General features: G+C 43.3%; 13 protein-coding genes and 1 pseudogene. 7 read left to right on the top strand and 7 right to left on the bottom strand.

The window, feature by feature from the left end; all coding sequences use genetic code 11:
• Positions 1 to 187: hypothetical protein (locus tag L693_RS0121745; protein ID WP_025719936.1), on the top strand; the 187-nt coding region annotated here is incomplete at its 5' end.
• A gap of 52 nt (positions 188 to 239) precedes the next feature.
• Here the strand turns inward: L693_RS0121745 and L693_RS29535 are convergent.
• Positions 240 to 740 (bottom strand): transporter, encoded by a 501-nt coding sequence (locus L693_RS29535; protein WP_081752185.1) that lies wholly within the window; start codon positions 738 to 740, stop codon positions 240 to 242.
• Positions 741 to 1,221: 481 nt separating this feature from the next.
• Between L693_RS29535 and L693_RS0121730 the strand changes: the two genes are divergently transcribed.
• Positions 1,222 to 2,073 carry a pentapeptide repeat-containing protein gene (locus L693_RS0121730; RefSeq protein ID WP_025719932.1) on the top strand — a complete coding sequence of 284 codons (852 nt, stop codon included), beginning with the start codon at positions 1,222 to 1,224 and terminating at the stop codon, positions 2,071 to 2,073.
• A 111-nt stretch (positions 2,074 to 2,184) separates the two neighbouring features.
• On the opposite strand, the gene L693_RS0121725 is transcribed toward L693_RS0121730, so the two are convergent.
• Positions 2,185 to 2,538, bottom strand: coding sequence for a YunG family protein (locus L693_RS0121725; RefSeq protein WP_025719930.1), 354 nt, complete (start codon positions 2,536 to 2,538; stop codon positions 2,185 to 2,187).
• A 295-nt stretch (positions 2,539 to 2,833) separates the two neighbouring features.
• Between L693_RS0121725 and L693_RS29530 the strand changes: the two genes are divergently transcribed.
• A complete protein-coding gene (locus L693_RS29530) occupies positions 2,834 to 3,064 on the top strand; it encodes an MBL fold metallo-hydrolase (RefSeq protein ID WP_269320858.1) in 231 nt (76 codons plus the stop codon).
• Positions 3,065 to 3,400: 336 nt separating this feature from the next.
• Here the strand turns inward: L693_RS29530 and L693_RS0121720 are convergent, their stop codons facing one another.
• Complete coding sequence (locus tag L693_RS0121720) at positions 3,401 to 4,261, bottom strand: LysR family transcriptional regulator (protein ID WP_025719928.1); 861 nt, start codon at positions 4,259 to 4,261, stop codon at positions 3,401 to 3,403.
• 188 nt (positions 4,262 to 4,449) lie between these two features.
• Here L693_RS0121720 and L693_RS0121715 point away from each other — a divergent pair, with 188 nt between their 5' ends.
• Positions 4,450 to 5,439, top strand: coding sequence for a quinone oxidoreductase family protein (locus L693_RS0121715; RefSeq protein WP_025719926.1), 990 nt, complete (start codon positions 4,450 to 4,452; stop codon positions 5,437 to 5,439).
• Positions 5,440 to 5,516: 77 nt separating this feature from the next.
• Here L693_RS0121715 and L693_RS30170 read toward each other — a convergent pair whose 3' ends face one another.
• Positions 5,517 to 5,693 carry an IS3 family transposase gene (locus tag L693_RS30170; protein ID WP_155983896.1) on the bottom strand — a complete coding sequence of 59 codons (177 nt, stop codon included), beginning with the start codon at positions 5,691 to 5,693 and terminating at the stop codon, positions 5,517 to 5,519.
• A gap of 413 nt (positions 5,694 to 6,106) precedes the next feature.
• Positions 6,107 to 6,613: a PTS sugar transporter subunit IIA gene (locus L693_RS0121710; RefSeq protein WP_025719924.1), complete on the bottom strand. Its 507-nt coding sequence runs from the start codon at positions 6,611 to 6,613 to the stop codon at positions 6,107 to 6,109.
• Between the two features lie 410 nt (positions 6,614 to 7,023).
• On the opposite strand from L693_RS0121710, the gene L693_RS0121705 reads away from it, so the two are divergent.
• Positions 7,024 to 7,383 (top strand): winged helix-turn-helix transcriptional regulator, encoded by a 360-nt coding sequence (locus tag L693_RS0121705; RefSeq protein WP_025719922.1) that lies wholly within the window; start codon positions 7,024 to 7,026, stop codon positions 7,381 to 7,383.
• A gap of 53 nt (positions 7,384 to 7,436) precedes the next feature.
• On the opposite strand, the gene L693_RS0121700 is transcribed toward L693_RS0121705, so the two are convergent.
• Both L693_RS0121700 and L693_RS0121695 read right to left on the bottom strand, forming a co-directional pair.
• Positions 7,437 to 7,988, bottom strand: a complete 552-nt coding sequence (locus tag L693_RS0121700; protein ID WP_025719920.1) for an NAD(P)H-dependent oxidoreductase — start codon at positions 7,986 to 7,988, stop codon at positions 7,437 to 7,439.
• Positions 7,989 to 8,233: 245 nt separating this feature from the next.
• Complete coding sequence (locus L693_RS0121695; RefSeq protein ID WP_025719918.1) at positions 8,234 to 8,740, bottom strand: YwhD family protein; 507 nt, start codon at positions 8,738 to 8,740, stop codon at positions 8,234 to 8,236.
• 125 nt (positions 8,741 to 8,865) lie between these two features.
• On the opposite strand from L693_RS0121695, the gene L693_RS0121690 reads away from it, so the two are divergent.
• Positions 8,866 to 10,884 (top strand): M1 family metallopeptidase, encoded by a 2,019-nt coding sequence (locus L693_RS0121690; protein ID WP_025719916.1) that lies wholly within the window; start codon positions 8,866 to 8,868, stop codon positions 10,882 to 10,884.
• Positions 10,885 to 10,895: 11 nt separating this feature from the next.
• Positions 10,896 to 11,385 (top strand): annotated as a pseudogene (locus L693_RS0121685) (hypothetical protein); the annotation flags it as partial.

Below are 11,385 nucleotides of genomic sequence, written 5' to 3'. Positions count from 1 at the left end.
CAGTGGCAAGCTGGCTGCGCCGGACAGTCCGGATAAGCGGCTGGAGGTATTCGTCAGCGGCACGGAGCCGAAGGAAACCATATCAGGGCAGAACAACCCACCGGCAGCGACACAGACTGACCAAGCGGAGCGACAAGCGGAAAAGAAATCATGGTGGAGCAATTTCAAGCGATGGTGGATGGAGTAACAGCCAAAAAAGACTGAGAGAAAGCTATAAGCGCTTCTCTCAGTCTTTTTAGTCACCAAAAGCAGCTAAACGACTCGATACGATTGGTATCTACACCGTAATAGGTCCAGAAAAAACCATTCCACCGGAATCCCGCTACAGATGTTCTGCCTACAAAGACGGGATACAGCCAGAAGCGCTCGCCATTCGTCAGCCATATAAACGTGTTGCGGAACAAGCAACCCGAGATGGCTTGGGGATCAATAGCATAGGCCGTGACCAGCGGCTTTGGTGGTGTAAATTGCGGTGGCGGGGCAGTTGGCGCTTGAGCTTGGGGTCCCGGTCCGCCAGGACCTATCGGGCCTGGCGGCGGCGAGAACGGCCCTTGCCCTGGTGGCGGGCCAAAAGGCGCCAGCGGTTGTGGCGAAAAAGTTCCTCCCCCTGGTGGTGGGCCAATCGGTGACGGGAACGAACCCTGTGTACCAGGAAATTGGGGAATTGAAGGACCTGACGGTGTGATTGGACCCGGAGTGCCCGGTTGTGTTCCGAAAGGCACCTGTGGCATTAAAGACATTGTGTTTCACTCCTTGTGTTCTAGGCTGATGTATCCTATGCGGGACATCAGCCCGTGGACTGGGCGAATCCCCATATCGTCACGAATAGGCGGGTCCACACACAACTGCCTGTGGTCGTTCCGTAAGCTTCCCCAAACGGACTCTACAAAACAGATTGGATCGTAAAATTCACTAAACAGACACTGATCCACCGCCTTCATCAGGAGAATGGAGCCGTGTTACATGCTGTTTTCACCCTCAAAAGACAAGCCTTCATGGCTATTGACCAAATGGCAATCGAATTTGGCAAAAGCGTAACCTACTTAACTTATTATAGTCTTATCAAATAACCCGATTAAGACCACTCTGGTCTCGACCGGGTTATTTGTTATTAAGGTTGGGGATCATCTTTTCCTCCTGATATGAATGAGTATAATTAAAACAATATTTTTTATGGTAATATTACATTTAATAGATGCTAATAAAAGGATGTGTGAATCATTGTCTAATGAGTTATTCAACCATAATCATACTCAAAACAAATTTAGTGCAGATTGTGAAAAATGCTTTGGTTTATGCTGCGTAGCTTTACCTTATGCAAAATCTGCTGATTTTGCTTTTAACAAGGATGGAGGAACTCCTTGTCAAAACCTAAATGCGGATTATCGTTGTAGTATTCATAAGAATCTAAGAAATAACGGCTTGCGGGGATGCACGGTATACGATTGCTTTGGGGCAGGGCAAAAAATTTCTCAAGTTACGTACAATGGGAAAAGTTGGAGAGACGACCCGGCAATAGCTGAGGAAATGTTCAATATACTCCCCATAATGCAACAGCTTCACGAAATGCTTTATTACTTAAATGAAGCCCTTGGCTTAGAAGAAGCTCAACCCATCTATACAGACCTACAAGAAGCTATGGCGAAAACCGAACAGCTTACGGATCAAGCTCCGACATTCCTTTTAGATCTTTATGTACCAACCCATAGGGCACTCGTTAATGATTTGCTTCTACAAACAAGTGAGCTCGTACGTAAAAAAGTTAATAAAAATATGGAACACAGTAAATATGGTAAAAAAATCAAGCGCAAAGATCTTATGGGTGCTAATTTAAGAGGCGCTAATCTGAGAGGCACTAATCTGAGAGGAGTTTTACTTATTGCCGCTGATCTCCGAGAAGCTGATATGAGAATGACCGACCTTATCGGTGCGGATTTTAGAGACGCTGATTTAAGTGGAGCTAATCTCGAAGGAAGTATTTTTCTGACACAAGCGCAATTAAACTCGGCCAAGGGCAATCGTAAAACCAAAATCCCTTCTTCTTTAAGTATTCCAAGCCATTGGCTACATTAAATTCTAGCGATATAAAAATCCAACCGCGGAATCGGATGGTGCTTCCCATCATTCCCCCTTCTACTGCACCATTCCGCCTTTGGCAAAGCATGGACAATAATCATAAAGGCATCATTCCTTTTCGTTCAAAAATTCCCTTAACCGCCGGCTTAAAGCTGCATACTGCTCTGCATTGGTGTCTGAAAAAGCTTCTTCTCTGTTAGAGTGCGCATGTTGATACTGTGGAAGGCTTGAAAATTGCGACCTTGTAAAATCTATAATGTCCTCTCCGATTCGATTGTAATAATGCCAGCCACTATCCAGCCATGTCTTCAAAATATCGCCGCCAAACCTGTCCTGAACGACGAGTGCTGTAACACCGCATTGTCCCGCCGCAGGATTATCCGCTGTCCATTTAGAGCTGGACTCCAAAGACCAAGCTTGAAACAGCGCTTCTTCCAATTCTAAAAAACGATCTGCATTCAACTTGTGTCGCCCCTTTCGATTCTAATCATACTTAAAATTTATGATGAACACTCTGCACGAATTTCACCTGCCCGTTCCCACGGACTAGACACGTTGTATTCCACACCTGCATTCTCCATAAAAACATCCAATTGTCACAAAAATTTAAAATCCGACATATTGATAAATAATTATTTTCATGTTATATTATAGGTTTACTCGTTTTAATTTCGCGATACTATTCCTTTGTATACATCAACTCTTTTAGGAGGAATTCGATGCCATTGGACAAATAGAAAGCATTCACCCCACCTTAATGTGGGACGAAGATAACATGATTTTAGTCGACACCGCTTACCCCGGGCAACTATCACTTTTACATGAGGCTATTCTGAGTACCGGATTACACATCCATAACCTAACCTCCATATTCATTACACACCAGGATCTTGATCATATCGGCAGCTTAGCAGATATAATCCAGGCTTCTTCATCCCCGGTTCAGGTGTTCGCCAGTTCTATCGAAAAGCCCTATATACAGGGATAGCGTAAAAAGTATGTTATTTCAGAATCGATCTACTAGAGAGTGTACTGCACTCTGTTCCCAGGTAATCCTCATTACCGATTGCGCCACGCTAACTGTTTCAGTACTTCTTCTGGTTGATACAACCCCTTCTAAATCTGGATTCGCAAGCGAGTCAATCATAATTTCTGGTAGTTGAAGTAAATTATCATCAATTGATTGAGGAACTGAAATGTAATATGCCCCGTAAGAATGTTCTGTTACTCCACTTGCCCCAATTAAGTTATTAAATATGTAAAAGGGCATCAAAATCTTTCAGCGCCGATATTACTTCTTTGGGTGTTGTCAGCACAGAGACTCTTAACAAATACAGTTTTTAATGATTTCAATAAATAGTTTTTTTGTTTTTGGCATATATTCTAATTTTTTATTAGATAATATGCCTAATTCAACATATTGATTGTTAATTTCTACTTCTAAATACTTATTCTTATCGCCTATAGGCAGTGATTTAAAAACAGCACCTATGAATTCAGTATTTTCTATCATTTTAGGTATAACAGAAATTGCAGTTGTAGCATGAATTATGTTGTTTTTGTAGCTATTGTTAAATTGACTTCTTACCAAGTGATACGTCAAACAGTTCATCCCTCCTGTTACAAAACGAAAATCAAACAACTCCTCCATAGTCACTTTTTGACCAGCTAAAGGATGATTTTCTGAGACGATAAAACAAAGTTCTTCACTTAAAATAGGATTAAATGTAATAGAATTATTTTCAATTTTACCGCAAAATGCAAAATCAATCGTATTTTTAATTAATTTGTTATACAACTCTTCCGTTGAGGTTGAAATAAAATTACACTCCATATTCGGCTTTAGCTGTATGAATTCCTTAAATATTCTCGGAATGATATTAGAATAGTTTTCATGTATTCCAACGTTTATAACGCCTCTTTCTTCTTCTCCTAAAGAAATCATTTCGTCTTTTATATAATCCAAGTGTGAAATTAAATTGTTTATGTTCTTAGCAAGAATCTCACCTTGGGGTGTTAATGTCGCCCCCCATTCACGTTCAAATAATTGAACGCCAAATTCCTTTTCCAGCTTTTGTATTTGTCTTGTTACTGCTGATTGAGAATAATTTAATTTTTCAGCAGATTTTATAAATGTCCCTTCTTTTACAATACTGGAAAAAGTCATGAGTTCCTTAATATCCATTTATGTAACACATCCTTATTTACTTTTTGTTTCAAAATTCTTCATGCTTAAATTTCATTAAGGCCATTATTATATTGCATTAGTCACATTGTTGCAATTCATGTATATTGTTTTTACAGCAATTTATTAAGAAGTATTTATCTTTAAATTGTTTAAGTACAAAACTGAGATGAAGGCAGGTTATTAAAATGAAAGCTATTCATATTGAAAAGTCAGGTGGAAGTGAAGTATTGCAGGTTAAAGAATTTCCCGATTTACAGCCTGATAAAGGGGAAATGATTATTGATGTTGCATACGCAGGAGTAGGGCTGGTTGATGTATTAATGCGTAATGGCGATTACCCCATGATTCCTTTTCCTATGATTCCAGGGATAGAAGTATCTGGCTTTGTACGTTCGATTGGTGATGGAGTCGTAGGTTTTAAAGTTGGTGAACCAGTGGTATCCATGACGATGTTAGATCTTGGTGGATATGCAACACAAGCAAGGGTTAGACCGCATTTAACAATATCTCTTGAACAATTCGGGGATTCCGTAGGACTAGAAAAATCCGTTGCTTCTATTATTAACCTAACAACTGCATATATGGCTATTCAACATGTGAGTAAATTACAAAAGGGCGAGACAATCCTGATCCATTCTGCAACTGGAGGATTAGGTAGTTTTCTTGGGCAAATCGCAAAAAAACTTGGTGCCAAAAAGGTACTAGGCACTGTAGGCAGTTTAGATAAAGTAAATTTAGCCAGTAGTTTAGGATATGATGAGTTATTTATAAGAGAGGACTTTGTAAGTGAGACAAAACGTGTCACTGAAGGACAAGGGATTGATATCATTATTGACCCAGTTGGTGGGGAAACACGTAAACAAAGCTTGGAACTTTTAAAACCCCTAGGCAAATTAATTTTTATAGGCAATTCCAGTGGTGATGAATATTTATATCCAACCAATAATGATTCAATGTTGAAAAACCATATTATCATAGGATTTGGACTAGGCCCTTATGCTGTACATGCTCCTAATGAGGTAGCAAAGGCAGCACGAGAAGCTTTACAAATGATTGCAAATAACGAAATAAAGGTGGACATATCTGGGATATATCCATTGGAACAAGCAGCACAAGCCCATTTAGATTTGGAAAGTAGAAAAACGACTGGAAAATTGCTATTAAAATCGTCATGACCGACTAGACCCCCTAAAACTGGAGTCCTGCCCACCAAAAATAACACGAGCGCACAATTACTTGTTTTTTCGAGTGATTACATCGCTTTATGGAACTTGGATGAATCTTCTAATGTACGAACCCATGCCGAGAACTTGGTCGGCGGCATTAACTTTAAGCTGCCATGCATCTTGCGATTGTTATAGAAGTCCATATAGGCTTCGAGTGCTTCATAGGCCTCCTCAAGCGTCGTAAAGGATCTTATACGGAACAAATCACGCCCAGGAGGCTGTGGAACGACTCAATGTAAGCATTCATATTCGGCGTCCGTGGTGGAATTCGTTCATGGATCACATCCAGGCACTCACACATGTCACCAAATAGGGTACTGACAAATTGTGGACCGTTATCGGTACGGATGACAGGCATAGTATCACCTGATTGTATACGGCTCTGTAAAGCGTAACAAAGCGTCTGAACCGCGTGCTTAGCCTCACATGTGGTTCCTTTATATTGGCCGACCACAACACGGTCAAACACATCAATTATGCTAAGGACGAAAAGAAGCGTTCCTGTCCAATCACATAGCGTGAAATAAGAGATAAGGCGTAGTCGAACACTATCTCCCTATCTCTCTTTCCCGAACCGGACTTGCGCCTCTCAGCGCATCCGGCTCTCCATTTTCTACTAGGCCTTCAAATGGACTCTCAATACAGGCGCATCTGGAGAAACAGACGAACCTTCTAATATTTCTACATGACTAATCATTTCTTGCCCGTCTGGGACAATTACCGGAGTAATTACCGGCAATCCATTCTGTTGAATAGCATCCAGATCAAACTCCATCAATAATTGCCCCGCTTTAACGTTATCTCCTGCCTGGATGTGAGGGTTAAATCCCTGTCCTTTGAGGGAGACTGTATTAATCCCGACATGTATCAATATTTGTACACCGGATTCATGTTCAATGATCAGGGCGTGCTTGCTTTTCTCCATCACATGAACGACTTTCCCCGTAAAAGGAGCCGTAACCCTGCCTTCAGACGGATGAATAGCGATACCTTCTCCCATAGCCTTTGTAGAGAACGCAGGATCTGGAACCTCTTCAAGGGAAACCACTTGTCCTTTAATTGGCGCTACCATGTCGAATTCTTCAATACGAGGGGCCGCTTTCTTTTTGAACCATTTAAACATAACGATGCCACCTTATCTACAGAATATATTCATAAACAGTGAATAGGACTTAACTACACGCTTTAGGAACCGGTTCCACAAAGAATTAAATAAAAACCGGATTGGAACCGATTTCTATCTGAATTATAGTGAATGCCTTTCCAGGATGTCAAGACGGTATCAGTCAAACAACCGCATATTTCGAAAAATGTTATGCTCCTATGTAGTTACTATCGTTTGATGAACTACTTACTCGGTGCTATTTTTACAATTAACTGTCTAATCGTCGCAAAATAACCCGGCTAAGATAACGCCTAAGGCAAGCGGCTTCTAGCGATCTTACTTTACACCCTTTCATTAAAACTGCATAATGATCCATTGTAGAGTATGCATATTTGCATCGTATACTTACCTAAAGGAGAGTGTAACTTATGCGCGAAACCTGTGTTCCGTCTGGCGTGGTCCTAAAAGACACTGGCTTTGGATATACGTTATCCTTAATAGGCGGTAAATATAAAATGATCATTATATATTGGCTTTCTGAAAATAAGGTTATGCGGCATAACGAGCTGAAACGAAGTATCGGTACCATATCCTTTAAAACGTTAAGCATCATGTTAAAGGAGCTAGAGGCAGATGGCCTTATCATACGCAAGGAGTTCCCCCAAATACCTCCAAAAGTTGAATATTCATTATCTGAACGCGGTCTTTCGCTCATACCCTTGTTAAACATGATGTGTGAGTGGGGAGAGAAAAACGGTTTGCCAGTTCTGGAGGGAGGGCAGCGATAGGCATTCCTGTTTTGTTAAAATCAAAAGAAGGTTCTCCCCAATTCAGCTACCTATTACAGGTTGTCAATAAAATTCAAATAATCTCGTGCGCTATTTTCCAATTCGCTTTCAGACGTACCAGGGTCAATTTCGCCAGGCTCATTTTCTGTACCATAATGCGCAAAGAACGAACGAAAATCTGCATTGCAATATAGGAAGGTTGTTTCAAAAGGAGATAATAAGTGCTCAAGTGTATAGCGACATCTTCCCTCTTCACTATAATCTTCTTTTTTACTTCCGGCAGATACAGCTAAAGCAACTTTACGATTCTTTAATTTGTCTCCTCCATTTGAACCATAAGCCCAGCCATAAGCAAAAACATCGTCAAGCCATTTTTTAAGGAGAGGCGGACTATTAAACCAATAAACAGGGAACTGTAAAATAAGATTACTATGTGATTCAATGAAGTGCTGCTCTTTTTCCGCATCAATGTTCCCGTCAGGGTAAACCTTATGCAATTCGTGTACAGTATACTTTTCTGGATATTTCTTGAGTTCTTCTACCCATCGCTTATTTATGACAGAGGTTTCTATGCTTGGGTGTGTTACGATAACAAGAGTTTTCAAAGACTTTTCCTCCTTAAGTATTAATATTTTCTGATTATAAAGTGCGCACTACAAATATGTAAGTATGCACTTTTAATACAGGTACTTACACAAAGGTTAGTGTCAAGTTAGTCATAATATATTCTTCTAAGCCATCATCCCGATCCTACGGGCAGGATGAAAGCTATCAACACTTATTGCATTAAAAAAAGCAGCCAACAGAAGCGGCTGCTTTTTACAATACTATTACAGTGTTAACGCTTTTCTTACCCTTCCAGCGCCTGCTTCAATTCCTCAGGCGAAGCGTCCCACCATTCCTCGTTATGGGAAATCAACAGGCTTTTGAGTGCTGCTTTATCCTCGCTGCCGAGATCCTCCAGCATGAAACGACGCTTGAGCGCGTAGTCCATACGGTTGACGTGATCGGCGAGAATCTTCCAGCCGCGTTTGGCCTCTTCGTCAATCAGCATCTCGCAAGCTGTCGCGCCGCCATACATACGTCCTTCGGGCGTGCGATCCACGGCTACCCATACCAGCCATACCTGGCGTCCGTTCGGTACGTCCTCTTTATTCGTAGAGAACTTGATCCCACGCTCCACTTTACTTTTGGCATGCATGGCACCAATATCAATTTTCGCTTCTCCCCGGTCAATGATGACCGGGGACATGCTGTTCAGATCAATTGAGCCTGCACCGAAGCCCTTATGTTTACTCTTGCCACTGACAATGTTCAGTGCAATCTGTTTTTTGCCGTCCAGCTGATTTTCACTCATGCGTCATTAGGCCTCCATTTTCCGTCTTCACACTCTATTCTACACTACAAATATTTTAACTAATAATCTCCCGAAAGCAAACATATACATGCTGTAGATGCTTGTCAACGGGAGGTATCCATTGTATGACCCCAGCACGCCCCAAAATCGTTTTATTGTCCACACTAGCCCTTGGTCTCCTCGCAGGGACGTTATGGTTTGCCTGGCAGCCGGAACCGCAATTGCAATCCGATCCGTCATCCATAGGCCAACCATCATACGGCTCCCAGTCTGAGTCTGCGCTTGCACCGGATATGGGCAAGCCTCTAGAGGCAAACATCCTGCCCGATCTGCCCAAGAATCCTCCACAGCCTGCTTCAGAAATCCTCAGCAAAAGGGTGGTAGAGTATCACATTGATGTGTCTTTGGAAGAAGGACAGGTGTTGCGAGGTACAGAGACGCTTACCTGGAAGCATCCGGGGAAGAAGACCGTAAACGATCTGTATCTTCATCTATACCCAAATGCCTTTTCTTCCATGGAAACCACCTTTATGAAGGAGTCCGGGGGCAAGCTGCGCGGAGACACCATGCCCAAGGACGGCTTCGGCTCTATGACGCTGACTGAGCTAAAGACAGAAGACGGCTTATCCCTTATTCACCGCGCCCAATACGTACAACCGGATGACGGCAACGCAAACGACCGCTCGCTCATGAAGGTACGTTTGCCCAAGCCGGTACGCGGTGGCGAAGAAATCACACTATATATGAAGTTTGAGGTAAAGCTGCCTGCCATCTTCGCACGAATGGGGGCGACAGATGATTTTGTGATGGCAGGACAGTGGTTTCCCAAGCTCAGCGTTTACGAAACTGCAGGGCAGCGCGGACGGGCCGAGGAGGGCTGGAATCTCCATCAATATCATGGTAACTCCGAGTTTTATGCCGATTTTGGAATTTACAGCATACGGATTCGAGTCCCTGAAACGTACATCGTAGCCGCAACTGGTTTCCCCACTCGTGGAGCAGTCCGACAGAATGGACAGAAAATATATCAATTCTATGCCGATGACGTGCACGATTTTGCCTGGGCCGCTTCACCCAACTTTGTAACAGTAGAAGAACCCTTTTCTTCTACGGAAGTCCCTGGTGTAAAAATCAAGCTGTACCTCGACCCGGCGCACAAGGAACTCAAGGGACGTTATATGAGCGCAGCCAAGGCCGCCCTTTCGTATTACAGCAAATGGTACGGGCCTTATCCATATTCCACTCTGTCCATCGTGGTTCCACCCAAAACAGGCAGTGGCGCTGGCGGTATGGAATATCCGACACTGATCACAGCCGCCGCTGCGGATAACCTGAACCCCGGCTATAACCTGGAGCGGACATTAGTTCACGAAATTGGACATCAATATTTCTATGGGATGGTAGCTAATAACGAGTTTGAGGAGCCGTGGCTGGATGAAGGCTTCACCTCTTATGCAGAGGAACGACTCATGGAGCAGGAATATGGGCTCACCCCCAACTTGCCGTTACAAGCGGGCCAGATAGCGTCTCCACAGCCGCTTAATCGCGAATCATGGAAGTATGGCTCCTCAGCTGCGTACGGGCAAAATGCCTATTCTCGAGGAAAGCTGGTATTACGTGGCATTGAGCGCCAGGTTGGAATAAAAAAAATGGATCGCATTATGCGCACCTACGTTCAGACGTACCGATTTAAACATCCGTCATCTCAGGATTTTCAACATATCGTTGAGAGAGTCACCGGGCGCTCATGGAGCCACTATTTTGAACAATATGTATATGACGGTCAAATGGCGGACTTTTCGGTGGACCGCATCACGAACCACAAGCTAAAGAAAGGATATGAAGCGGTCGTAACACTGAGCAAAAAAGGTGCGGACTATCCCAAGATCCCTATTCAGTTTACCTTCAAGGATGGGACAACGATATTCAAGGCCTGGGACGGCGCGGGTAAAAGCACAACTTATCGGCTCAAAAGCTCCTCTCCCGTTTCATATGTAACCATTGACCCGCTCTATACTATTGCGCTGGAGAACAAGCATATCAACAATAACCTGAAGGCCGAGCTGAACGAAAAGCAACAAACTCGTTGGAGCGTAAGTGTAACCAAGCTGTTGGAGACACTGCTTGGAAGTCTGTCATGGTGAGGTGTCTATAGATGCGGACGGTTATAAAGGAAGGCTGGGCGCTTGTGCGCATACAATTTTATATTGTCATTATTCTGTTTCTGTATCGGCTGCTGTGGGGAGTATTCCTCTACCGGCTGGTGCAATCCGCCGTTATCCCGCTGCTGCTGCGTTATCCCGATCAGGGGCACAACGAGTTGGGCCAGACCTTGTTCTGGATGGAGAGCCAGATTGCCCTTATGGACAACCGGGAAGTGCATATCTACTTGTGGGTACTGCTGGGGGCGACGGTGCTGCGTATGCTGATCACTCCCTTCATTAGAGCCGGGATATATCAAAGTCTGCATACCCATGCAACCGAGCCGCAAAGCCTGTCCTTCTTCCGTGGGATGAAACGCCATGGCTTATCATCGCTGCTTTATTACATCATCGAGCTGGGACTATTGCTTCTTCCCGCATTCTGGCTGGTACCGAGACTCTATCCTATTGTAGCAGGAGCACTGCAATCTCCCTCTTACCTGT

The organism is Paenibacillus sp. 1-18 (genome assembly GCF_000520755.1).
GTDB classification, from domain to species: domain Bacteria; phylum Bacillota; class Bacilli; order Paenibacillales; family Paenibacillaceae; genus Paenibacillus; species Paenibacillus brasilensis.
The sequence above is the reverse complement of the archived record's forward strand: the minus strand, read 5'-3'. Positions and strand labels throughout refer to the sequence as shown.